The following is a 26,325-nucleotide window of genomic DNA, read 5'->3' as shown; positions in this document are numbered from 1 at the left end:
GTGAAAAGGGAGGATTCAGATGAACAAACTACGGGGCAAAAGCAGCTCTATTCTGCTAATGTCAGTACTCAGCTTGGCTCTACTGGCAGGCTGTGGGGGGAACTCCAATTCCGCGAACAAGGAAAATGCAGCAGTAAAAGAGAGCAACAACGGGGGGGATACAGCTCAGAGTACCAACGCCGGAACAGAGGAGAAGACGGGGCTGGATACATCTAAGAAGGTTGAACTGCAATTTTATATGCTGGGTGATGCTCCGAAGGATCTTTCAAGTATTGAGTCGCAAATTAACAAGATGGCTGAAGAAGATTTGAATGCGACCGTTAAATTCAACTATACAACTTGGACAGACTGGGATCAGAAGTACAAATTGCTGCTATCTTCTGGTCAATCGATTGATTTGATATTCACTGCAGACTGGACACAGTATCAAGCTTACGCTAAAAAAGGGGCCTTTTTGGCTATAGATGATCTGCTGCCGAAGGCTGCTCCAGCCCTCCAGCAATTTGTACCGCAAGACATGTGGGAAGCCGTTAAGATTGATGGGAAGATCTACACTGTACCTGCGACTTATAAGGAGTATGTAACGAATGGTTTCGTATGGCGTGAGGATTTGCGCAAGAAATACAACCTGCCTCAGCCGACAGACTTGGCCAGTTACGAAGCATATATGGAAGGTATTAAGAAGAATGAACCGAAGATGTCGCCAGCATCCTTTAACAGTGATGTGAGGGGGAATCTGCATGATGTCTACACCACACTTAACGCGATGGTTGGAAGCCCGCTGCCTTACGGTATTGGAATTAAGTACAGCGATCCTGCGAAGGCTTATCTTTACTGGGGCTCGGAGGAACATAAAGAAGAACTGCTGACCATGAGACGCTGGCAGGAAAAAGGCTTAATCTCCAAAAATGTATTGAACGTGAAGGATACTATTCAGGCTCCGATTATTGCTGGAAAAGCAGCAAGTATTTTCGGAGATAACCCGACCCGCTTCAACGATACGCTGATGAAAGTTAAAGCGGCCCATCCAGATTGGGAGCTGGGTTACTACCCTTATGGTAAAACTATTGGTTACGCAACACCAGTGCATCCTATTCATAATGGGTTCGCGATCCCGAAGGGCAGCAAGAACCCGGAACGCGCACTAGCCTTCTATGAGAAGATGGTTTTGGATAAACGTTACAATCAGCTGACACAATACGGTGTTGAGGGGAAAAACTATAAGATTGATGCAAACGGTTATTATGAGCTTATTGGAGACGCTTCTACGAACGGTTTCACTCGTGAAGGGATGAATGGCTGGGCATGGCGGAACCCGGAATTTATGATATTCGACAAATCCTATGATGGTGTGAAGGAAATCTTTGCTGATCTCGACAAGATTCAGAAACCGGATATCTTCACAGGCTTTGCAGAAGATTACACCTCTTATCAGGCTGAAAAAGCGGCATTGGAGCAGGTAGAGAAGCAATACCTGTATCCGCTGCAAGCCGGATTGGTAGAGGATGTTGATGCGGGTCTAGTTACCTTCATGGAGAAGGCTAAGCAGGCTGGTCTTGAGAAGATCCAGGCGGAATATATCAAGCAATGGGATGCTTACGCACAGGAGAAGGGTTTGTAAAACAGAAGAGTAAAGGATGTTCCTTAAGCCATGGATGATATGCTCCCCATATAGTAGACAGGCGAAATAATAAAAACCTGCTGCTGTATGGGGAGTATTTTTATGGAACAAAAGAAGTATACGGCACTCGAAAAATTAACGGTTCTCCAAGAAATTGAACGGGGCGACATTGGTTTGAAAGCTGCGGCCCGAAAGTATGGATTATCCAAAAACTCTATAGTGAAGTGGCGGCAACGTTATCAATTGTATGGGTACGAAGGGCTGGAAGTTCGAAGCCACAACCGTACGTATTCCGCAGAACTTAAACTCCATGCCGTTAAGGATTATCTCGAGGGAGGATTGTCACAAAACCAAATCATCTGCAAGTATAAGATTGCAAGTTCAACCCAACTCGCCAACTGGATTAGGAAGTATAATGGTCATAGCAACAGCTTAACAGCTCATTCAGGAGGATCTAAAGCTATGACCAAAGGACGCGTAACCACTTGGCAGGAACGGATAGATATCGTGCTGTACTGCCTTTCGAACGGAGAAGACTACACGAAGGCGGCAAGCCATTTCCACGTGTCTTACCAACAAATATATAGCTGGGTAAAGAAGTACGAAGCAGGCGGTGAAGAGGCGTTACGTGACGGCAGAGGACGTACTAAAGCGCCCGAAGAACTTACGGAAGCAGCTCGCCACAAACTCGCGATGCAAAAGCTGGAGTACGAGAATGCACGCCTGCGTGCGGAGAATGCTTTTCTAAAAAAGTTAGAGGAACTCGAAAGGAGGAGACGTTAAGAACCATTCGCCAGGAGAACATCTACCTGGCCATTCAAGCCGTTCAACAGGAACAGTCTTGCTCCATTCGACTTATGTGTGACATCGTAGGGATTTCACGGTCAAGTTACTATAAATGGTTGAATCGCAAACCTAGTTCCCGAGAGACCGAAAACGAGAAACTGACAGAGGCTATGCTTCTCTTGTATGAGAAGGTGGAACGAACCTTTGGGTATCGTCAATTGACCCTGCATTTGCGCAGACAAATGAACAAATCTATTAACGCAAAACGAGTATACCGACTCATGAGACGCCAAGGTATCCAGTCTGTCATCCGCAGAAAGAGAAAGAAGTATGTAGGCTCCACGCCTCAGCAGGTCGCGGAGAATGTGCTAAACCGTAATTTTGAGGCGGAAGCTCCAAACCAAAAATGGGTAACGGATGTAACTGAATTCAAATACGGCAAGGGTAAGAAGGCGTATTTAAGTGCAATAAAAGATCTGTATGACAATTCCATTGTTGCTTACGTTCTGGGCCATTCCAATAATAATTCGCTAGTTTTTAACACGCTGGAATTAGCATTACAGGCAGCGCCGGAGAGCCGAACCTTACTCCATAGCGACCGCGGTTTCCAGTATACCTCTCTGCATTTTAAGAAGATGCTGGACGATTCACAACTGAAGCAAAGCATGTCCCGAGTAGGCTGTTGCATTGACAATGGGCCGATGGAATCCTTCTGGGGAACAATGAAATGTGAGAAGTACCACTTACATACCTACCAGACCTTTGAAGAACTCCAAACAGATATTGATACCTACATTCACTTTTACAATAACGAACGGTTACAGGCAAAATTAAACGGCCTCAGTCCCATTGAATTTAGGACTAAGGCCGCTTAAACTACTTTTATTTTTTGTACTGTCTACTTGACGGGGTGCAGTTCATGGAGGCGGGGGGAACATCCTTTTTTTTGTATTCTAGGAGACTACGAGAAGCGCTGGCGGAACTCCCGCGGAGTGGTTCCCTCAATGCGGACGAAGCTGGAGCTGAAGTAAGGGGCTTGATTGAAGCCGACTTCCTCAGCGATCCGGGCAATCGTATAACTGGTCTGCATCAGCAGTAGCTTACTCTGCTGAATCCGGTAGTGCAGCAGATAATCCATCGGTGCACAGCCATACTCCTTTTTCATGCAGCGAGCGATATATACCGGATGAAAGTTTAAGCTTTCTCCTAACTGCTGTGCAGTGATGTGTTCACGGAAATGACTTCGCAGATAGGAGGCAGCTTGCTCTGCACACAGTTTGGAGGGAGAGGGGCGCTCATGGCTCAGAGAGGCGGATAATTGCTGGAGAACCTCTTGGAAGAGCAACTGCTGCTGAAATGGAGTATCGCTCAAATGGGAATTAGGCGCTAATTGATTCAGCTGCGAGAGCAGTTCTTCCATCTTGGATGGTTGCAGCAGCGTGGTATATTGAGGCAGCTGTAAGGTGAAAGTGCGTATATTAAATTCGTCAGAATGAAGAGAATGCTCCACTCTGGTGTGTTCTGTGTCTGGAGTTGCAGCTGTAGCCTCGGAAATATTCCAATCGCCGACGGTCTGAAAATGAAGCCAATAATAAGAGGTGTACTCCTTACAGCTGTCCGTACTGAAATGATGGCTATCTGGACGAAGAAGCAGTGCCTGACCTGCGCGTACCTGAAAGGTGAGGCCTCCTTCATTCATATATAGGCAGCCCTGTTTAACTACAAGCAAGTCAAATACATTGATATTGTGGCGGCTCATGTGGTAATGCCCTGGTGAGAAGGTGTGCAATCCACTTACGATATAGTAGAGCATTGGCGGGACGGTAAAATTAAAAATGTTCATGGAGAGATCTCCTTTTATGAGGTTGGAATAATGTAATTATTGGTTTGAAATCTGTACCATCACCAAAAGTATATCATCTATAATTTAGTCTGACCTAAAGAAAAAATATGCTGTTTCTCAGGTCCAGTATGCATGTTTGGTTTAAGGGGAGGTTTGTTTAGTGAAAAAAGAAAGACAGGGCTTTGGACTATGGGTATTGGCTTGGCCTATATTTATAGAGGTGTTTCTTCAGACCCTGCTAGGTACGGTGGATACGCTAATGGTCAGCCGTATTTCTGATGATGCAGTCGCCGTAGTCGGCATTTCCAATCAATTGTTCGGTGCGTTGACCACACTTTTTACCACCTTTGCGGGCGGGGCGGGTATCCTGATCGCGCAAAGAATGGGTTCAAAACGTTTCAGCGAAGCGCGTACGATCGCAATTATGGGCGTATCGGTTAGTCTCATCCTTGGTATTGTCGTGAGCATCATCTTGTTCTTCTATGCGGGTCCAATAGCAGGGATTCTAAATATATCGCCTGAGCTATTATCACTGTCTAATGTCTATATCGCGTATGTCGGCGGCGGACTATTTTTGGTGGGGATGATTGCATCCCTTGGTACAGCGATTCGAAATACAGGAAATACCAGAGGGCCAATGTACACAGGGATCATCATAAATGTCATCCATATTATTCTGAACTATATCTTTATATTCGGGATGTTCGGTCTGCCACAGCTAGGGCTTGCGGGAATTGCGATCTCAAGTATTATCAGTAGACTGGTCGGAGTGATCATGCTGTATACCATGTTTAGAGGTTCCTTCGAGATTAAGATAAGACTTAGAGATTTCCGAATATTCAACGGCAAGCTATTCAAGGAAATTATAAAGATTGCTTGGCCACTTGGAATTAATTCTTCCTGCTGGGTGTTCTCTCAGCTAATTGTATATTCCTTTCTAGCCGCACTTGGAGCTGAAGCGTTAGCAGCACGGACTTATCTTAACACCTTAGAGTCCTTTTGCTTCACGTTAGGATATGCAATCGCTCTAGCCGGACAGATACAGATCGCGCATTTGTTCGGGGCAGGCAAATTGAAAGAGGCTTACCGTAGTGCGTATCGCACACTGTATATCGGGTTAGCCATTGTAACAGCCAACATGTTATTGCTATTTCTTTTCGGAAGGAATCTGCTAGGTTATTTCACTTCCGACCCGCGGATTATTGCTATTGGGATTTCCCTGCTGGCTCTAAATCTCTTACTGCAGCCTTGCAAAATGTTGAATATGGCCATGGGTAATGCATTGAACGCCATCGGTGATACCCGATATACGATGTATACTTCTATCGTTTCTATGTCCATTATTGGAGTGGGTTGTTCCTACTGGTTTGGCATTAGCTTAGGCTGGGGGCTCACGGGGATCTACTGCTGTATGATTGCTGATGAATTTGTGCGGGGGATGCTTGTTCTTATGCGCTGGAAAGGGAGAAAAGTTCTTCGTCAGGCGGATATTTTAAAAAGCGAAGAGAATGCCTCTATTCACAGCGGAAGTAAAAGAAGAGCCTTTCTTAGCATTTAAGGAGTAAATAGAATACAGGCAGCGATTTGTCCGTGCTTTTTTGGAGAAAGAGGTGATTCCATGAGTAGAGCTTATTACTTTGAGATCACCTCTTTTTTTCGCGAATAAATAGATGTTCATTCATATTAAGTTTGATTCGAACGGATAAATGAGTTAGCCTTTAGAGCATGGGTAGCTGTTTTATAAATACATACTACTGAAGGGTTTGAGGAAAATGCCGTTAAAATGGAGAGGCTTGACGATCCTAGCACTGCTCTTAATGATGATACTAATATCGGGATGCTCTAATGGTACCGTTCACGTTACGGTGAATAAGAATCAAAGCGTAGATTTAGCAATGAACGTGAAATTGGATTCCCGTACAGAAGCGTTGATCAGTGATAAAATGGAGAAGAGTCTGACAGATAAATTGAAGGAGGAAGGGATTCAGTTAGAAAAACGACAAGAAGGTAAGTCTACAGTCTATGAAATTCAGAAAAATTACCCTTCATTTGAGGATATAGGTTCAACCTCTATGGGGCTGGATATTGTGGATCTACAGCTCGTTACTAAAAAGAATTTGTTATATACCACGTATGATGTTGAGGCACAGCCTCAATTTAATAGCTATATGGATACCATCATGGATAATATGGGGACATTGAGTTTATCGAAGCCGATTATTCGGGCGGTGCTGAAGAACTTGGCATTTGATTTTAAATTAACGTTGCCAATAGATCTAGTTGGTGATAATAATGCAACTGTTGATGAAGGCAGAACACTTACCTGGAATGTTACGCTGGGGGATACGGAGCCGATCAAGATGCAGCTTTATGTGCCGAATGTATGGAATATAGTGATCATGTTAATCATCCTAGTGGTGGTGATCATTGCTGCAATTCTATTTTTCGTCAGAAAAAGAAAACACCGTAAAGTAAATCGTGCTTAAGTGGTTCGAGATATGTATAGAAAGTGCCGGGAAGCCATGCTGCTTTACCGGCTTTCTTTACTTTAGAGCAGGTGTAGAGTTATAATTAGTACCAAGTACTAATATCAGATACTAAATGAAGAGGTGATTGGAATGACAGGTGCAAAAATTACAGCTATCGGAACTTATGTCCCGGCAAAAAGACTGACGAATGCTGATCTTGAGCAGATGGTGGATACTAATAATGAGTGGATTGTGGGACGGACTGGAATCCGTGAACGCAGAATTAGTCGGCAGGATGAATACACAAGCGATTTATGTGTAGCTGCAGTACAGGATTTAATGAAACGTTATGGAAAAAACGTTGAGGATGTGGATATGGTCCTTGTAGCTACTAGTACACCTGATTTTTCCTTTCCCTCAGTAGCTTCTTTGATTCAAGACCGCTTAAATATTCCGCAGACTGCTGGAGCAATGGATTTGAGCGCAGCGTGTGCGGGTTTTGTATATGCACTTCATACGGCTCATAGCTATGTTGCTTCAGGGATGCACCGTAAGGTTCTAGTGATTGGTGCGGATACAATCTCCAAGATTACAGATTATACTGATCGCAGTACATGTATCCTTTTTGGTGATGGGGCTGGTGCAGTACTTGTGGAGAGTGATAAGCAATCAACGGGCTTTTTGGGCTTTCAGCTAGCCAGTGATGGCGGTGGTGCGCATCATGTATATCGCACGGGTCTAGCCCATACGGTGAACCATATTGAACTAGTAGATACACAGATGCTGGTACAGAACGGGCGCGAGGTATTTCGCTGGGCGGTCAGAACCGTTCCTCTCGGTGTACAGCAGTTGCTTGAAAAAGCAGAAGTGGCTCTGGAGCAAGTTGATTGGTTTATTCCGCACAGCGCCAATATGCGAATGATTGAGCCGATTTGCGAACGATTGAACTATCCGATGGAGCAGGTGCTGCACAGTCTTGTGAATTTTGGCAATACTTCTGCCGCAACGATTCCCTTAGCTCTTGATTTGGGTATACGTGAAGGTAAAGTAAAGAACGGGCAAAAGATTTTGATGTATGGCTTTGGTGCGGGGCTGACACAGGCCGGCCAACTGGTAGAACTAAACCTGGATGAACGGGTAGGGGAGCCGACTTTATTGTAAGTTGTTTAAGTAAATATAAATAAGAAGAGATTTGTTAACGCTGCGACCGTTTCCCGGTGCTTTTCCGGGAGTAAACTGTACCCGTGAAGATAACATTACCGATTCTGAATGGAACCAATCCAGCGTTAGCCAGTATTTATCGTATTGAGGAAAATGGTAGCTTTACTTATCTAGGGGGACGATGAATCCGTCCAAAACCAGTCTTACCATAGATTTGAACCATTTTAGCCAATACGTTGTTCTTTCGTTCCAAAGCAGCTATCGTGATGTACCTGAGAGTCACTGGGCATACAAGACTATTCAAGAATTATCTGCTAAACAAATCGTGAAGGGACAATCTGAAGCTATGTTTAACCCATCGGGTTCCATCACAAGAGCAGAATATGCAGCTCTCCTCAGCAGAGCGCTTTTCTTAACTGCGAGTCGTCCGACTTCATTCAAAGATGTAGTCACTGGATCGTGGTATGAAGAGGCGGTCAATGCAACCTTTGAAGCAGGCATTATTCAAGGCGTATCCGAGGATCGTTTTGACCCGAATCAACAGATTACCCGCGAGGAAATGGCGACTATGCTGGTAAGAGCTTATGCATATCGTACGGGCGTTAAGCCGGAAGCAAGCACATTCCATGTGACTAATGACAGCTCTAAAGTTAGTTCTTGGGCAGTAACCTATGTACAAGGTGCGCTAGAAGCTAAGCTTCTGACGGGTCATCAGGATGGTAACTTCCTTCCGCAATCGATGACAACCCGTGCCGAGGCAGCTCAGAGTATTTCAAATCTACTTGCGAAATTCTAAAATGAAATTGTAAGTTCCCTACATGAAAAATCCCCTCAAGTTAGACAATGCCTTAGACATCTTATCGAGGTCTGAGACGTTGTAAACTTTGAGGGGATTTATTTATGTTATACCTTAAGATTTCAATTGGCTTCCGCAGGACTCGCGCACAATAAGTACAGGCTCCACAACAAATGAACCGCCACCTGACTGATTGTTAATCAAGTCATAGAGCATATGGGCAGCGAGGATACCAAGTCGTTGTTTGTTCTGACGGATGGTAGACAGTCTTGGTGTAGTATATTTGCAGGCTTCGATGTCATCACAGCCGATGATGGCGATATCCTCAGGGACCCGGAGGTCATGTTCTTTTAATGCACGGATGGCTCCTAAAGCCAGTAAATCAGAGGCAGCAAAAATGGCCTTTGGTAAACTGCCGCTTTGAATTAATTGTTGCATAGCATCATAACCGCTGGGCTCAAAGAAATCGTCGCCATGTACAAACCACCGCCGGTTCAAGGGGAGACCGAAACTTTCGATAGCTTTGGTATATCCTGCTTCTCGTAGATTAGAAATTTCTGAATCCGCGGCACTTCCTATAAAACCAAGCTCCCTATAACCCAGAAGGTAAAAATGCTCCACGACCTTAGAGGATATTTGGAAGTTATCTGACATAACAAAGCCTGATTTCTTCCCTTTTAGTTCGAGATCTACCCCGATACAAGGAATACTGCTCATATCCAGATCGTGGATCGTCGGCTCCATCTTCTGTCCGGATATAATGACACAGCCATCTACATTAAAATGAACAGCACGCGCGAAGTAATCTCCGCTGCTAATAAATTTTTCGTTCGAAAAGAAGATGAGATCGTATCCTAGTACACCCATTTGTTTCTTGAAGGAATTTAATACCTCAACGAAAAAAGGATGCGTAAATTCTACATTAAGCTCACCAGCGAAAATCACACCGATCAGATTCGATTTCTTGGTTGCAAGTGTTTTGGCGGAGTTGGATGGTGAATATCCTGTTTGCTCGATGATCTCCAGGACTCTTTGTTTGGTCTTTTCCGAAACATCGCTGTAATTATTCATAATTTTCGAAACGGTCGAGACAGAAACGCCTGCCATTTCGGCAATCATTTTGATATTCATATGTAGTATAAGCCACCCTCCGCTTAATAGTTGGAATATGGGGGAAAGACTGTAGTAGAGCGGTTATTTATGAGTTTTTTTGAATGGAGTGAAGAGTAAAACAGTTATTTTAAGTCTATTCTTATTGCCGAAACAAGTCAAACGGATATTTTAATACTGAGATATATTCCGAAAAAAATAATGTAAAAAAATTCAAATTATATCTTTACAAATATGGAAATCTAAGGAACAATAACATTGTCGAAACCGATTTCGATTCTTCGCTTGAATTACGAATATTACGAAATTCGAGGAGTGATGTTTAGGATGAAGAGGAATTTCACAGCAGCAGTAGCTGCTATGCTCCTTGTCACCGGGCTGCTATCACCGGTTGGGAGCATGACTGCTTCAGCGGCAGAGGCATTAAAGGCAAACTCACCTGATTCAGCGGTAACGAAAGTGGGAAGTACAGCAATCGATGTGTTGAAAGCGTTTACGGATGTATCTCCAAGTCATTGGGCTGCAGGTCCATTACAGCGATGGAGCGAAAATGGGATTATAAGTGGATATGATGATGGGTCGTTTCGACCGGGCAAGGAAGTCACGAAGGCAGAATTCGCGGTTATTATGAATCGTATATTTAATTATCAAGAGCAAACGGATAAGCTCCCAGTGGATGTCTCGGCTACAGACTGGTATAAAAGTGATATTGCCAAAGGGATTGCTGCTGGATATTTAAGCAGTGATCAGAATAACAAGATCTATCCTTCACGTGCGCTTTCGCGCGCAGAAGCGGCGCTATCCTTAGAGAAAGTATTTCGTTTCAATACGGACAAAAGCAGTACAGCGGTATTCACTGATCTGAACGGAGTGAGTGATGAAACTGCAAAAGCTATAGCAGCGCTATCTAGTGCTGGCTTTATTAAAGGTTATCCTGGAGGTTTGTTTAAGCCTGAGGGCGGAATTACACGTGCAGAGCTTGCTCAGCTTGCTGATCGAATGGTTTCGGGACTCATCTTAAAATCTGGAGAGACTTCGCTTGGAACAGTAAAGGGCAATGTAGTCATTAATCATGCCGATGTGATTCTTAAAGATACTGTTATTCAAGGCAATCTGTATTTAACCGAGGGGATTGCCGAAGGGAATGCGAAGCTTGAAGGTGTAAAGGTAACAGGAGCTACGTTTGTACGAGGTGGCGGCGAGCAGAGTATTGGTTTACACAATACTTCTCTTGGACCGCTCCAAGTAGCCAAGCCTAATGACAAGGTGCGAATTTATGCCAGCGGGTCAACAACTGTGGGTACTGTGCAGCTGCAATCCGGAGCTATCTTGGAAGAGAGCAGCGATCTTACGGGGGCAGGCTTTGGAGATCTTGTAATAAACGCTGTCCCTCACAATATCGTACTTCGCGGGGGATTTGCCACGGTTCGCTCGGGAGACTCAGCAGTCAGCGGTTCTTTGCTAAGAATCTCAGGAACTGTTGCCAGTCTTACGGTGGGCAGTTCAACGCAATTGACTCTGGAGAACAATGCACAGGTGGCCGCTTTAATCCTGACTGCGAGTGCTGGAGGCACTGCGATTCAAGGCAGCGGAAGCGTAACCTCAATAGATAACAAGGCCGATGGAGTAACGATTGGCGGTTCGCCAGTGAAAAAAGGAAACACTGGTAAAACGACGCTGCCAGTAGCAACTTCAAGCAGTTCTGGTAATGGAGGTCCAGCACCAAATAACGATCCATGGACGCTGGTTTGGGGAGATGAATTCAATGAAGGGACCATTGATCCTAAGAAATGGACCTATGACCTTGGAGACGGCTCACAATTTAACAATCCAGGTTGGGGCAACAACGAGAAGCAATGGTATACAAGTGATGAGAAGAACGCAAAGGTACAGGATGGTAATCTAGTGATTACCGCACGTAAAGAACCAGTAAGTGGCAAGGAGTACACTTCTTCGCGACTTAAAACGAAAGGCTTGTTCAGCAAGAAATATGGTAAATTTGAGATTCGGGCAAAAGCACCTACCGGAAAAGGATACTGGCCGGCGATTTGGATGCTGCCGGAGAACTACGAATACGGGACTTGGGCTTCCTCTGGAGAGCTTGATATTATGGAGGGTTGGGGCAGCCGTCCTAATACGGTAGCAGGCACTATTCATTACGGCGGCGAATGGCCTAACAATGTGTACTCTGGTAAAGAGTATGTATTCCCGGAAGGCTCCACGATAGAACAATTCCATACGTACTCCATTGAGTGGGAACCGGGAGAAATTCGCTGGTATGTAGATGGTGAGCTGTTCTTGACCAAAAATGACTGGTACAGCATCAGCAATGGCCAGCCTGCGAATAATGCTTATCCAGCACCGTTCAATCAGGAGTTCCACCTGCTGTTAAATCTGGCTGTTGGCGGCAACTTTGATGGTGATCCAACATCAGAAACCGTGTTTCCAAAATCAATGCAGGTTGATTATGTCAGAGTCTATGAACTGACAGGCCGTGAGTATCGTGAGCCGGTGCCAATAACACTGGACAAGGAACCTTACTTGGAAGGCTCAAAGCTAGCACTTCCTGACGGCAACCTTGTCTATAACAACAACTTCACGGAGCAGGTTCCAGGAGATGATGGGATGGGCATACCGAATACTTCACACTGGGTTTTGTTTAAAGAACCTGGTGCTGATGCTACAGTCTCCACGGTACCGATAGGGGGACAAAACTTCGTAAAGGTAAATATCAATAATGCTGGAGGAAATGCCTACTCCGTACAACCTCAAGCAATCGTATCCGTTGCTAAAGGCAGATTCTATAAGCTCAGCTTTGATGCGAAAACTGACGTATCACGTAATATTAGCGTTAAATTAACGGGGGGAGAATCACGTGGCTTTGCCGCTTATTCTCCAGCGCTTAAGGCAGAGCTGACTTCTGAAATGACTCATTACGAAACAATGTTTCAGATGAAGGAAAACTCTGATATTGCAGCACGAATAGAGTTCAACATGGGTACTAACGCTTCACCCGTTTGGTTAGGGAATGTTCGTCTGGAAGAAGTAGATAGTATTCCTTTTGATCATGATGGTGTGAAGACACCGCTCGGTAGCGGTAATCATCTGTACAATGGTACTTTTGATCTTGGAGAGGTAAATCGGATGAGCTATTGGCACGTAGAAACAGTCAATGGTGCAACGGCTAATGCTAATGTAAATGACAAAGGCAAGCTGAAACTACAGATTGGCGGTAGTGAAAGTGGTGAAGTTCGATTGCTTCAGAAGGGAATCCAGCTCATACAAGGTCAAGATTATGAACTTACTTTTAATGCTGGTGTATCCTCCGCTCGTACAGCCACAGTTCAGCTACTTGGAAAAGACGGCAGCGTACATGCGCAGCAATCGGTTAGCTTAGATCAAGGTGAACAAGAAATTAAAGCTGTCTTCACTAACCTTGCAGGTACAACAGACCATGAGGGACAATTCGTATTACTTCTGAATGGTGCTGCGGATACAGTCATCTTGGATAACTTCAAATTGCTGCGCACGAGCTTTTATTATGATCCATCGCTTGTCTACTACCCGCTGGTGAATGGGGATTTCAACGCCGGATTTAATGCCTGGGACCGGCTATTGACAGAACAGGGTGGACAGAGCAATGCTACCGCGGCAGAGGGTACAGCGAAATTTAACATTACGAATACGGGTAGTCAGCCATACTCCGTGATGTTATTTCAAAATAATTTGAAAGCTGCCAGTGGAATAGATTATGTGCTAGAGTTTGACGCCAGCTCAACTGTAGCCCGGAAAATCCAAGTGAATGTTGAGAATGCGTCTTATCAGGCTTCGTTTTCAAAAATTGTAGATCTTACAGCAGCAACGAATCATTACAGATTCGAATTCCGTCAAGGCAGCAAGGACACCCTGTCTCTAAAATTTCTGCTTGGTAAAGTGGAGGGTGTTAGTATTGCCCAAAGCCATGATATTATCATCGATAATGTGAAATTTGAAATTAAGAATGCACCTGCCAAACCTCAGGAATTAAGTAGCGACAGTACGAATAATAGAGTGTCGCAGCCGATTGAGCTAACCTTCATAGACCATGAGGATTGGAGAAAGAAAATTGTTGCAGTGAAGGTTAATGGTGTAACTCTTGAACCTGAACAATACACCATCGAGCCTGGGAAAATCACCATCGATGCAGCAGTATTTCCAGACGAGGGCAGCTATCCAATCACTGTAGAAGCTGACCATTACGCAAATGGATTTGTGCTTCAGACAATACTTGCTAACGATAACAATCTAGTCATAAATGGCTCGTTCGGCAGTGGGAAGACGGGTTGGTCTACATGGTCTGGAGAAGGTGGTGTTTCTGCTTTTGATGTGAAGGATGGCGTGGCAGAAATCTTGATTACGTCGGCAGGATGGGAGGCGTGGCATACACAATTTTACCAAGAGGGTATCCCGCTGGAAGGCGGAAAAACGTATGACGTGAGCTTTAAGGCGAAATCAACGGTTCCGCGGCAGATCGTCCTAGAATACTCCAAAACTTCTGCAGCTTCCGCTCAGGCTAAGTTTGATATTACTGCCGATTGGGCCACTTATACAGCGCAATTCACAGTATCGAACAGCAATCCGTTGCAGCTGAATTATCTGATCGGCAAAACGCTGGGCGCTGATCCTGCGGCTAACACTACGCCCCACACGATTTCTTTTGACGATATAGTGGTACGGGAGGTACAAGGTGGTCCGCCGGTGACGCCGCCAAGCGGCAAGCTGGACAATGGAAACTTTGATGTGGATTCCAAAGGGTGGAGCCAGTATTTTGATGGAACTGGATCTGCTACTGTAAAAGAAGGGGAATTTGCAATAGACCTGACAGGCACAGGGCAAGCTGCCTATAGCGCACAAGTGGATTACGAAAATCTGAAGCTTGTTCAGGGAAAGACGTACACCTTGAAGTTTAAGGCCCGTTCTAGTGTAAACCGCAATATTCAGGTAGCTGTGGAGCATAAAGGCGGGGACTACACCAAATATATGGAAGCGGAGCTTGTAGCTCTGACCCAGAACATGAAAGAATTCAGCTATACATTTACCATGAACGGTGCGACAGACGCAGGGGCTCATCTGGTATTTTTACTTGGGCTTATTGACGGGAACAGTACGGAGACGAATAGTGAAATTAGTGCGGGCAGCACGATTTATTTGGATGATGTAAGCTTAATCGAAGGTTAAACGAAAAAAAACGGCAGTGTTTTCCTTTTTACAGGAGCACTGTCGTTTTTTTGCATGGAATTAAGATTCTTCTTTAGGGATAAATTCGAAGATCTTACCATTCTCAAAGGATTCAATTAATTTTAGCAACCAGCGGTAGTAATTAATGGATTCGGTAATCTTCTCTTCATCTGTATTTAAGAGCTGCATAAGTTTACTATCGTCACTATATTCTTTTTTCATATCGCTAATTTCTGCAAGTGATTTCGCTAGTGAGATCATATTTCCTTCAACGGCTTTTCTCCATTTAATAGAGAAGTAATCACTGAAGTTCTGATGCCAGTCAGGCACAGTGGTAAACAGGTCTTTGCGAGTCCCTCTCCCCCAAACTTTGTCGATCATTTTCAGATCTAGGAGGGTACGGACTCCCGTACTCATGGACGTCTTACTCATTCCCATTGTTTTGCTTAGTTCATCTAGTGTCACTGGACCTTGATTAAAATACATATAACCGTATAAATGCCCAATAGATAAAGTTATGCCGTATAGGTCCATATTTTTACCGATAGAGTCTATCACACGTTCACGTGTCTTACTAATCTTCTCTATTTGTTCGGGTGTTAACCCTTCTAAATCGTTCATGATGTCCCTCCTGAGGAATAGGTCGATAGACTGCTGCAACCTTATACAATGTATTGTAATCAAATCCCCCTCCATAAGTAAAGAAATCATGAAGAAAGGAATTTGGTGTAAAACAGAGTATGCTATACGTAAAGTACGTAAAGTTAAAACTGTACACTAAATTTTATCCGAATATGGTGTTTGCATGAATTTTCAATAGTCCGGTACACTACTATAAGTGAACTAAACCCGGATATATCTTCGGGAGAAGGAGGACAGCATGGCTATTATAGAGGTGAAAAAGCTAACCAAAGTATTCGGTCATGATGCGGGACGGGCGATTCCATTATTAGAGCAAGGGTGGTCGAAGGAAAAGATCGCTCAGGAATTGAAGTTGACGGTCGGAGTCAACAAAGCCGAATTCAGCATTGAAGAAGGAGAAATATTCGTAATTATGGGGTTGTCCGGCAGCGGTAAGTCAACGTTGGTTCGTTTGTTGAACCGTTTGATTGAGCCTACAGGGGGACAAGTTCTTTTTAAAGGAAAAGACGTCGTTAAAATGAACCCGGAGGAGCTGCGTCAATTTCGGCGCAAGAACATCGGCATGGTGTTTCAGAAGTTCGCATTGTTTCCACATCGGACGGTACTGGAGAATGCGGAATACGGACTTGAGGTTCAGGGCGTAGATAAAAAGAAGAGAACTGAACGGGCCATGGAGGCATTGCATTTAGTTGGTCTGAAGGGCTGGGAGAATCATCGCCCGGATCAACTTAGCGGAGGAATGCAGCAACGTGTGGGACTAGCTAGAGGACTGGCTAATGACCCTGATATCCTGCTCATGGATGAAGCATTTAGTGCACTGGATCCGCTTATTCGAAAAGACATGCAGCAGGAGCTGTTGGAATTGCAGTCCAGAGTGAAGAAGACGATTGTGTTCATCACTCATGATCTAGACGAAGCTTTGCGGATTGGTGATCGGATTGCACTGATGAAGGACGGAGTTATCGTTCAGATTGGTACACCGGAAGAGATTCTCATCCAACCTGCCAATAAATATGTAGAGCGTTTCGTGGAGGATGTGGACTTGTCCAAGGTGTTGACTGCAGCGCATGTGATGCGGCAACCGGAAACGGTTAGACCTGAGCGCGGACCTCGTGTAGCACTTCAATTGATGCGAGACAGCGGCATATTCAGCCTGTATGTGGTAGACAAAGAAAATAAGCTCCTGGGAGTTATTACAGCTGAGGATGCGGCACAGGCACTAAAAGATAATAAGTCCATCTTAGAGGTTACGCGGCGGGAGATTCCTCGTGTACATCCAGAAACGCTGCTTAATGATTTCTTTGAGCTAATATCTGAAACACATTTGCCTGTAGCCGTCGTAGATGAAGCAGATAGATTAAAAGGCATTGTGATTAAGGGAGCCGTTCTTTCCGCACTCGCGGGTAACGCGGTACCGGAAGGAGAAGGATCATAATGGACATTCCAAAACTGCCTTTAGGAAAGGCACTCGAGTGGTTGGAAAACTGGCTAACGACGTATTGCGGTCCCTTGTTCGATTTTATCGCTACGATTATTGGCGGGATGGTTTCTGCGATTGAAGGTGCGCTCACGTTCCTGCCTGCATTAGTGCTTATCTTACTTATTGCAGCGTTGTCTTATTGGATTGGGAAATGGCGCATGGCTTTATTTGCGGTAATTGGACTGCTGTTAATCGATAATCTCGGATTATGGGGACCATCGATGCAGTCTTTAGCCCTTGTTCTAACCGCCTCGATATTGGCTGTGTTGATTGGCGTACCGATTGGTATTTTATGTGCGCAGCGGAATGCAGTTAGAAACACAGTTACGCCAATTTTGGACTTTATGCAGACGATGCCGGCGTTTGTGTATTTATTACCAGCGGTATCGTTTTTCTCGCTTGGCGTAGTTCCAGGTGTAATTGCATCGATCATCTTTGCGATCCCACCGACAATTCGTTTAACCAATCTCGGTATTCGTCAAGTTTCAGAGGAGCTAGTAGAAGCAGCTGATGCTTTCGGTTCAACACCTACTCAGAAACTGGTTAAATTGCAGCTGCCGATCGCGCTGCCAACGATTATGGCAGGTGTCAATCAGACGATTATGTTGTCACTCTCGATGGTTGTCATCTCATCTATGATTGGTGCGCAAGGTGTAGGTGCTTATGTATACCGTGCGGTATCGCAGGCTAAGACAGGAGATGGGTTCGAGGCGGGGATTGCTATCGTTATTATAGCTATTCTACTCGACCGCTTAACGCAAAACGCACTAAAACCAAAACAGAGATAGGGGTTTTGAATAAATATGAAGAAAAAAAATATAGGTATATTCCTGTTAGTGGTCATGATGATCACTGTTATTGCTGGATGTTCATCCACTAGTAAAGAGAAGGTAAAACTGGCTTATGTGGCATGGGATTCAGAAATCGCAAGTACTTATGTAGTGAAAGAAGTACTTGAAACTAAGCTTGGAGCTACTGTTGAAATGCTGCAGGTGGATGCTGGCCCAATGTGGGCAGGGGTTGCTGACGGTAGTGCGGATGCGATGGTTGCTGCTTGGCTACCAAGCACACATGCAGCATATTTAGAGAAGTATGGTTCGAAAATCGAAGATTTAGGTGCTAATTTGAACGGCACTAAAGTGGGTTTGGCTGTTCCGGCGTACATGGAGATCAATTCTATTGAAGACTTAAAGAACAGTGAGCTGGCAGGTAAACTGAACAATCGAATTATTGGGATTGAGCCGGGTGCGGGTATTATGACGACAACTGAAAAGGCCATAGCGGAATATGGTCTTAGTGATTACACGCTCCTAGAAAGTTCATCTGCAGCGATGGCTCAGGAGCTACAAAAAGCCTATGACAATAACGAGCCTATTGTTGTAACGGGTTGGACACCACACTGGATGTTTGCCAATATGGATCTGAAATATCTGGAAGATCCAAAAGGTGTATATGGTGCGGATGAGCAAATTCATACGATGGTTCGCCAAGGTCTGAACGATGACATGCCGAATGTCTATAAGTTCTTGGATCAATTTGAGTGGACTGCTGAAGATATGGCAAAAGTAATGGTTGAGGTTCAAGGCGGAAAGTCACCAGAGGAAGCTGCTAAGACTTGGGTGGAGAACAACCCAGATAAAGTGACTGCATGGATTCAAGGTGTGGAATTGTAAGTAGATAGAATTCTGTGGTATGATGTGAAGAATCAATGGATTACAAAAGTGTAACTTGTACGCTAACCACTGTTCTTTACAAATGCACTTCATAAGCAAACTCATTCAATAAAACACCCCGGAAGGGGTGTTTTTCTTGAGAATATAAGGAAAGTATATTATATATTTTTCTTATATTTTAATGCTTACACTTATGCTTTAGCGAAGTAAATCAGGAGGCAGCTGCTGCAAGGAGTCAAGAGAGGAGACTGCTTCATGACAGAGACCATAAATACCTGGATAGATTGGCTGTTGCAAACACTTGGCCTTAGTGGACCCTCTATTTTATTTGTGACGATTCCGTTGGCGCTTTTGCAGAGTATATTAGGATTCTTTCCATTCGTAATTTTGATTGTCCTCCATGTGTCTGTCTTTAACGTTGTTGGAGGCATGTTAATCAGTTGGCTGGCTTGTAACTTAGGTGGTATACTGATGTACTTCCTTATTCGGCGTTACCTGTACAATTGGTTTGATCGAAAATGGAGATCTAAGCTGAAACGTTATGACAAATGGCAACGGTACTTGGATCGTTATGGAATCTGGACTTTGGTGCTTCTACGTACGATTCCCATTATTCCGAACAATGTGATCAATTTTATGTCGGCTGTTTCACCGATTAAAGCATCATCTTTTATTTGGGGAACAGTGCTTGGAAATCTGTCTTACATTTGGCTATTCGGTACGATTGGATCAAGCTTAATTGTCCCTAGGGAAGAATGGAACGGTTATCTTACTTGGTATGCCGTGTTTATCGCTGTTCTAATCGGTATCTTTGTACGGCGGCACTGGGATCATCTGCAGGAAGATAAGCGGAGTAGAATGCACTAATTTTATATGTTCAATTTATCTTCAAATGAACGAAGAACGTTTCTTTGGCATTGTCCGCCGGAGGGAACGTTCTTCTTTTTTGTCTTCTTTCCGAATACCTTAAACTAAGTGGAGGTGGCTTGACCTCTACGTAAGGTGGGAGGGACTATCGCAATGGGGAGATTAAGAAAATGGGGGAACCGAGGGCTAAGATTACCTGATCTAGGTCAGCTTCGGCTGCCAAAAATAAATGGGGGCGGGGCGCCGAGGTTCTCTGGAAGAAGCTCCGCGTTCAAGTCAAAACCTAGTAGGGCAGCGGCAAGACCACAGAGTTCACGCTTTGAAGCTAAACGAAGTAGAAGTCATATGAGATCGTCCAGTAGGTCAGAGAGAAAGATGACCGTTTCTGGTGGAAACACGCGTAAGCCAAGAAGCCGGCGCAAATTTTGGTTGATTGCATCCTTGGTATTGATTGTGCTTGTGCTACAAGCACTGCGATACGTGGAACTGCACATGAAGCCACCTATCTTGCATTTAGCGCAAATTCGTGTGAAGCAAATCGCAACAGAGTCGATAAATAAGGCGATTACTTCACAAGTAGCGAATGGAGGAAATGCGGAGGAACTGATTGATTGGAAGACCGATAAGAACGGGAAAATATCAGGCTTTATGCTGAACTATGCGGAGCATATGCGTATTACTTCGCAAGCGGCAGAGGTAATCCAGACCACGTTGCAGGATTTGCATAATCAGACAGAATATATTCCGCTCGGTCAGGCACTAGGTAGTCCTCTCATCGCCTCTTATGGACCTGATATCCCGATCAAGATTGAACCGCAAGGTGCTGTGAAGGTTGAACTCAGTACTCGCCAGCAAAATGCCGGAATCAATATGATTTTAGTCGAGGTCTATATCCATATTGTTACGGAGGTCGCGGTGGTTATTCCTTTTGATATGGAACCCCAAGTGGTGGATACGGAAATTCCTGTGTCTTATCTGATGGTCGTCGGAGACGTGCCAATGTATTACTACGATAATCAGGGTCAGCCAGTCGGAGCTAATGGCAGCAGTGCCCCGGGAATTGCTATTCCCGCACCTTCTGTAAGCGGAGATAAAAATGGAGTATCAGATCAGAGCAAGGATGCCACTGGGAATAGTAAAGAGAATAGCAATCCATCGCCAGCTTCATCCAATTCCTCGAATACGGGTGCAACTCATACAGAAGAAGGCGACAAAGGTGTAAATGCAGGGAATTAAGGGATATCATACTTCACGGCTCATAGACTATAGGTAGAGCAGCTTTAAAAAAATGGAGTGTGAGTCCTGATGTCACATGAATCGCTGAATGTGGAACGCTTGGCGGGGAGATATGGTTTCCTAGAACGTGCCGGACTTCTCCCCTTGCCTAGTCATGACGGGATTTCTATTGTAGTTGAGCTTAGCCGTATGGAATGTGCCACGGTCTGTTTGCCCTTGCTGCTGCTTCATTCAGGAGCCGATGTGCGTATTATTGCTGTTTCAATGACCCCCGATTTCCCCATGGAGGTATTAGCAGGACAGTTCTCACCGGAGGAGCCAGTGATCTTCCTACCCTATGAGAAGGAGGAGTATATGCCTAACCTAGCTCTGGCCCATATCGAGACCGATTTTGCTGTTCTGGTTGAAGATTCGATAATGGTATCTCCGGGCTGGTTAAGTGAGTTACTGTGGACTCACTTTGATGATGCTTCTGTTAGAGTCATTGCCCCGCGTTCTTCTACCGAGAGGGGGGAAGGGAAGAAACGGCTTCACTTTGGTACTCATCATGAATTTGCCGAGCATGTAAGCTACAGTCTTGGGCGGTATCAAGGAGAATGGCGCGAGATGGAAGTGCTAACCGGATCTTGTCTTCTATTCACTAAGGAATTGATTCAGCGAATTGGCGGCTTTGACACTTCGCTTCAAGCGCGGCATCTCATGATAGCTGACTGGTGTCTTAGAGCGCGGCAGATTGGAGCGAAACTGGCTCTGAGTGAAGCTGTGTATGTTCATGCTATTCAGTCACTGGATAGATACCTGAGAAATAAGGACGAATCTAAACAGACGGATGGCTGGCAGACATACTACAAGAAATGGGCACTTGAAAGCGGGGGAGAGAACGAAGGACATTTAGTACCGCCTGCTGAATCCTTAAAAATTCCTCAGCCGGTTATACCATTGGGCAGGCTACCCTTAGCTTCTCCTTTGGTAACGGCCATAGTGTATGGTGATGAAGCTTGGGATTTTGATGAGCTGAAGGAGCAATGGATAGCTGCACGGGAGCAGCAGAGCTACAAGCATATTCGCTGGATTTGGGTCAGAGACACTTTGGTGGACGCTGCTCCTGAGTTTCCGGCTAGTGAACATGATGTAGTGATTACAGTTCGCGGTGAGGACGCATGGCTACGGGCATTAAAGAACGCAGCTGCATTATATGAGAGTGAGATCATTCTGTATTTGTCCACTTCTATCCATTATGAGAAACGTTATATTGAGCGGGTGGTGAAGGCCATAACCCAAGGCTCCGCTGATCTGATCGTAAGTTTATCGACTGAAATGGAGGAAGCTGGGGTTCATTTGCTTGCAGGGGGAGATTCGGCGCTCACTCTACCACTTGAACGTGTTGCTTACAAAGGAGGGATTGTGCCAGGGATGATTAGCAATAGGAAGTTTACTTCCCGTCAATTGCTGCTTCACCCTAATGCCTCTCTGGTAACAGGCTATATTGGGGATTTGTCCGATTCCAAGGAGGCACACCCATGAAATATCTAATTCTAAGCGGAGGTTCTTGGGAGGATTACGAATATAAAAGATTGCTAGAGCTTCTTCCCGACCGGGAAGAGGTCTGCTTTGTTGGACGGATGACTCTTGAGCAGCAGACTAATAGCCAGATCCGGGCAGTTGCAGCTGTAAATATTTATTCTCTGAACATGAAGCATTACACGATTCTTGTCTCTTCTCCTTATTGGCTTTCAGAGGTTCTCTCCTTGCAGGCAGCCTATGTAGTGGCCCTTCTAGAACGTTGTCCGGAAGAAGAAAATAAGTGGTTATGGGAAAAATACAGCGGTTTGCTAGGCGCAAAGGCCGACCTTGCAGCCACCCGATCCGAGCGAATATATCTAGAGCAGAGCCTACGCAGGGAAGGTGTAATCTATCTCGGCGGGGATCAACAGGAATCCTACGGAGTTACCTTTCAGGGAGATCGGCTGTATTTTCTCACGGATTATGAGGTGCTGTGGAGGAAGGCCATAGTGAACTTGTGGCAGGATTCATCTATGTCATCTGCTGATTGGATTACTATGCAGCTTGAGTTGCGGGCGGACTATTACATTTCCATGTGTGCTAAGTTACCCAGTCAACCTGTTGTACATTACTTGGCAGCTTCCTATCTCTACTTGTTGGGGGATGTCGCAGCTAACCGTTATCTGGCGCAGTCCTTTGAGCTCATGGTGTTATATGAATATTTAGATTGTCTTCATTCGCATTTCCGTTTTTTTTCGGCTATAGAGGGTAAGACGGGGGATTTGGAAACAGCCGTTCAACAGTACACGATTACTGCGTTTACTGCTGAGGAGAAGCTGGAGGCGGAAAGGCTGCTGGGCTGGCTTCACTCTGGGCAGTACGAACTTGTTCGAGCAGAGCTGTTCCGCTTGAATGAGGATGAGGCTGCGGCAATACGGATTTTAAGCTCGCTTCCTACCTCAGAGGCAAAGCTGTTATTGATTCGAAATTATATTCGGACCTTCCAATGGGAAAAAGCACTAGAGCTTCAGCAAGAATTAGAGGGAAGTGTTGATGGGGTTATAGATGGCACAATACACTTGCTACATGGCAGAAGACATGAGGCTATACGCAGCTTCTTGAATGCGGCAGGGAAAGACAATCAGGCATGGCCGCTGTTATCAGAGATGGCGGATCTAGAAGAGGCTATAAGACGATTGAAAAGGAGAGTGGAGGGATGAGTCATAGATGGCCTCTCCGCAAAACAGCAGGTAACCGCTTGACGGCTATGATGCAGGTTCGAAATGAAGCAGGCAGATATCTGGAGCAGGTGCTTGAAGAACTAAGCGAGTTCGTGGATGATATTGTGATTGTAGATGATGGAAGTACAGATAATACAGCACAGCTTTGTCGTTCTTTTGCCAAGGTTACGAAGCTTGTGACACTGGAGACCTCCTTATTTAATCGTGAGTGGCAGTTAAGGCAGACGTTATGGAATTTGGCAGTATCTACGAATCCGGATTGGCTCCTGTCTGTGGACGCTGATGAATTCTATGAAGAGGCAGCCAAACGGGAGATGAGACGGCTGATTGATCAGGATGTGTATGACTGGGTATCTTTCCGGCTATTTGATTTCTGGGGGGGCACCACTCATTATCGTGAAGATGAACATTGGAATATCCATACGAAGCATACTCGTACACTTGTCCGATATTTGCCGAATTTTCATTACTTTTTCCCTAAAATGGATCATCATGTGCCTAGGCTCCCGCTTTCCTACTCTGTATTGCCGGGCTTTCTTGCCGAATTACGTGTGAAGCATTATGGGTGGGCTGTTTCGCCGGAAGAGCTTCATCGTAAATATTCGCGTTATCTGGAGCTTGATCCAGAAGGGCGTTGGGGGAGTCTGGAGCAATACCAGTCCATTCTAGATGAGCAGCCCCATTTGGTTGAATGGAAGGAAGAGCTCTGAAATCCGAATCTGCCAGTTGATTAAATCTGACTGGCAGATCTGACAAGGAGCCCCCATGGGATTTGACCTGTAGTTATTCCATGGGGATAAGCTTTTGCCGCGAGTATGAACTTGTAGTAAGAGAGACCCACTGCAGCGGTAGTTCCCCCGATCTTGCGCAAAGCCATTTCATCTAATAGGGCGATCTTTGGCGTTTCCCCACAGGAGCAAGCTATTGCCATGTATAATAGCCATTCGGCGCAGTCCGTCGAGGTATTATATTGAGGGATTTGACTAACGTAGATGGAGCACCACTGTTTCTTTACGGGGATAGGAGCTTCAAGCAATCCATAGTATAGGGGCTGCGGCAGCTTGCACCATTGAAAGGAAGAACTGCCTGATTGTCGATAAAGCGTTAATACACTATCCCAAGCGCCGACCTGAAGCAGCAATTGTATAGCATAGCTCAGTTCAGGAAGAGAGGGCTTAATGCCAGAAAGACCTGTTAAAAAATGATGAATCGATAACATCTCCGGTCTGTATGGCAATATGGAGACAAGCCACTGCATGGCTGATTCAGTATCTCCAGCACGGCAAGACAAGGCCCAGAGATAACCGAGTATAGATGAACGTTCGGATAGGACAGATGGATCGTGAAGCAGCTGTTCCAGCGGTGCGAGTGTGTGATAGCCGTCTTGCTGTTGTGTACATACAAGGTAAGTTTGCACAATGGTTTGAACGGCAAGCGGTAGCTGTGAAGCAATAGAGAGCGTGTTCAACCATTCAAAGTCACGAGCATTGAGCGCTGCAGGCACAAGGTAACCTAAGGTAATCGGTGATAGGGCATGAATATGACAGCGGGTCAATGCGATCAAACTTAACCGCTCTCCAGAGAGCAGACTTAGCGGGACAAGCTGTTTCCACGCATCCGTATAATTTGGTTTGAATTGTATAGCGGCCTCGTAGTGTTTCCGCGCGTTTAAATATAGAAATAACTTCTCGCACACTCTGCCTGCCAGTAGTTCTGTTCGATATGTTCCGCTTCCCGAAGAAGAAGGATATCGATATGCTGTATCTCCGCTCTTCAGGGCTTGCTGCAGGAAGTGTCTAGCTTTACCGAGCTGATTTTGTTCGAGTAACAAAGCGGCATAGCCTTCTAATAAATCAGTGAAGTCGGGAAACAATAAGCTCCCCGCATGAAAGATCTCTTCAGATTCCTGCTGCCTGTTACATCGTTGTAACGCATAGGCAGTCTTTAGATAAATATCGGAGGCATACCCGGATTGGGTCGGAACATCAGCAAGCAATGGGAGAAGTACATCTGCCGCTGCATGATATTGTTCCTGTTGATAATACTCTGCCCCTAGTGCATAACGAAGAATTAGATGGTTCGGTTGAAGCTGCAGACCACTGTTGATGAGAGCTAAATTACGCTGGTATTTTTTTTTGCGCTGTAATTCATCCTCTAAATAACCATAGTGATAAATATGCAATTCAGCAAAAGCTATCTCCCCCTCAGAAAGCTCCCAAATGCTGCTAGCTGTTTCCTCATGAATGATTCCACGAAAGATGATTCTTTTATCGTTTCTGAACAAGCGACAGACATGATCGGTAACAAAATCCGCTTCAGGGGCATCACCGATATAGTGGATAATGGGCAGCCAATAACCGTGAATATGCGCTGCGCCCAGCAGGTGCTGGAGCTGCTCCTTGTTCCAATGACCTACAGCCTCATCTGCATCAAGTACCAGAATCCAGGGGGAAGTTGCATGCTTCAGACTTAGATTTCGTGCTTTCGAAAAATCATTCTCCCAAGGCATATCGATAAGCTTTGCACCAAACTTAAGCGCGATGTCTTTGCTATTATCCTCAGACCCGGTATCCACGATGATAATTTCGGACACGATCCCTTGCACAGAGGACAGGCATTTCTCCAGATAGTTCGCCTCATTCTTAACGATCATACAAAGTGTAATATCGGGGGTGGTCATG

General features: G+C 45.1%; 19 protein-coding genes. 15 read left to right on the top strand and 4 right to left on the bottom strand.

The window, feature by feature from the left end:
• Positions 1–13 precede the first annotated feature (13 nt).
• On the top strand, positions 14–1,621 hold the full coding sequence (locus tag ACDZ28_RS02925; RefSeq protein WP_375105300.1) for an extracellular solute-binding protein: 1,608 nt from the start codon (positions 14–16) through the stop codon (positions 1,619–1,621).
• 102 nt (positions 1,622–1,723) lie between these two features.
• Positions 1,724–3,282 (top strand): IS3 family transposase gene (locus ACDZ28_RS02920; protein WP_139328618.1). Its coding sequence is split into 2 segments (ribosomal slippage): positions 1,724–2,357 and positions 2,357–3,282, totalling 1,560 coding nucleotides; the frame shifts between segments, so codons are not numbered across the junction.
• Between the two features lie 86 nt (positions 3,283–3,368).
• Here ACDZ28_RS02920 and ACDZ28_RS02915 read toward each other — a convergent pair.
• Positions 3,369–4,250 (bottom strand): AraC family transcriptional regulator, encoded by an 882-nt coding sequence (locus tag ACDZ28_RS02915; protein WP_042130951.1) that lies wholly within the window; start codon positions 4,248–4,250, stop codon positions 3,369–3,371.
• Between the two features lie 160 nt (positions 4,251–4,410).
• Here ACDZ28_RS02915 and ACDZ28_RS02910 point away from each other — a divergent pair, with 160 nt between their 5' ends.
• The 4 genes from ACDZ28_RS02910 (at position 4,411) to ACDZ28_RS02895 (ending at position 8,675) form a co-directional block, all read left to right on the top strand.
• Entirely contained in the window at positions 4,411–5,808 is a 1,398-nt protein-coding gene (locus ACDZ28_RS02910; RefSeq protein WP_375103973.1) for an MATE family efflux transporter, read from the top strand.
• Positions 5,809–6,022: 214 nt separating this feature from the next.
• A complete protein-coding gene (locus ACDZ28_RS02905) occupies positions 6,023–6,736 on the top strand; it encodes a DUF3153 domain-containing protein (RefSeq protein WP_042130949.1) in 714 nt (237 codons plus the stop codon).
• A gap of 132 nt (positions 6,737–6,868) precedes the next feature.
• Positions 6,869–7,879: a ketoacyl-ACP synthase III gene (locus ACDZ28_RS02900; RefSeq protein ID WP_375103972.1), complete on the top strand. Its 1,011-nt coding sequence runs from the start codon at positions 6,869–6,871 to the stop codon at positions 7,877–7,879.
• A 181-nt stretch (positions 7,880–8,060) separates the two neighbouring features.
• Positions 8,061–8,675, top strand: coding sequence for an S-layer homology domain-containing protein (locus ACDZ28_RS02895; protein WP_375103971.1), 615 nt, complete (start codon positions 8,061–8,063; stop codon positions 8,673–8,675).
• Between the two features lie 114 nt (positions 8,676–8,789).
• Here the strand turns inward: ACDZ28_RS02895 and ACDZ28_RS02890 are convergent, their stop codons facing one another.
• Complete coding sequence (locus tag ACDZ28_RS02890) at positions 8,790–9,806, bottom strand: LacI family DNA-binding transcriptional regulator (protein ID WP_375103970.1); 1,017 nt, start codon at positions 9,804–9,806, stop codon at positions 8,790–8,792.
• Between the two features lie 306 nt (positions 9,807–10,112).
• Here ACDZ28_RS02890 and ACDZ28_RS02885 point away from each other — a divergent pair, with 306 nt between their 5' ends.
• A complete protein-coding gene (locus tag ACDZ28_RS02885; RefSeq protein WP_375103969.1) occupies positions 10,113–15,002 on the top strand; it encodes a carbohydrate binding domain-containing protein in 4,890 nt (1,629 codons plus the stop codon).
• Between the two features lie 60 nt (positions 15,003–15,062).
• Here the strand turns inward: ACDZ28_RS02885 and ACDZ28_RS02880 are convergent, their stop codons facing one another.
• Positions 15,063–15,623: a GbsR/MarR family transcriptional regulator gene (locus ACDZ28_RS02880; protein WP_042130945.1), complete on the bottom strand. Its 561-nt coding sequence runs from the start codon at positions 15,621–15,623 to the stop codon at positions 15,063–15,065.
• A 259-nt stretch (positions 15,624–15,882) separates the two neighbouring features.
• Here ACDZ28_RS02880 and ACDZ28_RS02875 point away from each other — a divergent pair, with 259 nt between their 5' ends.
• The 8 genes from ACDZ28_RS02875 to ACDZ28_RS02840 all read left to right on the top strand — a co-directional run bounded on the left by ACDZ28_RS02875 (position 15,883) and on the right by ACDZ28_RS02840 (position 24,354).
• Positions 15,883–17,079, top strand: a complete 1,197-nt coding sequence (locus tag ACDZ28_RS02875) for a glycine betaine/L-proline ABC transporter ATP-binding protein (RefSeq protein ID WP_042130944.1) — start codon at positions 15,883–15,885, stop codon at positions 17,077–17,079.
• The gene (locus tag ACDZ28_RS02870; protein WP_375103968.1) at positions 17,079–17,912 is read left to right on the top strand and encodes an ABC transporter permease; all 834 of its coding nucleotides are present in this window, start codon (positions 17,079–17,081) and stop codon (positions 17,910–17,912) included. Before ACDZ28_RS02875 ends, ACDZ28_RS02870 begins: the two co-directional genes overlap by 1 nt.
• Before the next feature lie 15 nt (positions 17,913–17,927).
• Positions 17,928–18,797: a glycine betaine ABC transporter substrate-binding protein gene (locus ACDZ28_RS02865; protein ID WP_375103967.1), complete on the top strand. Its 870-nt coding sequence runs from the start codon at positions 17,928–17,930 to the stop codon at positions 18,795–18,797.
• 255 nt (positions 18,798–19,052) lie between these two features.
• Complete coding sequence (locus ACDZ28_RS02860; protein ID WP_076121214.1) at positions 19,053–19,664, top strand: TVP38/TMEM64 family protein; 612 nt, start codon at positions 19,053–19,055, stop codon at positions 19,662–19,664.
• A 375-nt stretch (positions 19,665–20,039) separates the two neighbouring features.
• Complete coding sequence (gene yunB / locus ACDZ28_RS02855; RefSeq protein WP_042130940.1) at positions 20,040–20,900, top strand: sporulation protein YunB; 861 nt, start codon at positions 20,040–20,042, stop codon at positions 20,898–20,900.
• Positions 20,901–20,969: 69 nt separating this feature from the next.
• A complete protein-coding gene (locus ACDZ28_RS02850; protein ID WP_375103966.1) occupies positions 20,970–22,424 on the top strand; it encodes a glycosyltransferase family 2 protein in 1,455 nt (484 codons plus the stop codon).
• Positions 22,421–23,623, top strand: coding sequence for a hypothetical protein (locus ACDZ28_RS02845; protein ID WP_375103965.1), 1,203 nt, complete (start codon positions 22,421–22,423; stop codon positions 23,621–23,623). Before ACDZ28_RS02850 ends, ACDZ28_RS02845 begins: the two co-directional genes overlap by 4 nt.
• Positions 23,620–24,354 (top strand): glycosyltransferase, encoded by a 735-nt coding sequence (locus ACDZ28_RS02840; protein WP_042130937.1) that lies wholly within the window; start codon positions 23,620–23,622, stop codon positions 24,352–24,354. Before ACDZ28_RS02845 ends, ACDZ28_RS02840 begins: the two co-directional genes overlap by 4 nt.
• Positions 24,355–24,374: 20 nt before the next feature.
• On the opposite strand, the gene ACDZ28_RS02835 is transcribed toward ACDZ28_RS02840, so the two are convergent.
• Complete coding sequence (locus ACDZ28_RS02835; RefSeq protein WP_375103964.1) at positions 24,375–26,324, bottom strand: glycosyltransferase; 1,950 nt, start codon at positions 26,322–26,324, stop codon at positions 24,375–24,377.
• Position 26,325 lies beyond the last annotated feature (1 nt).

It is taken from the genome of Paenibacillus sp. RS8, assembly GCF_041956825.1.
Taxonomy (GTDB): Bacteria; Bacillota; Bacilli; order Paenibacillales; family Paenibacillaceae; genus Paenibacillus_AQ.
This window is presented reverse-complemented; position numbering and strand designations above follow the sequence as displayed.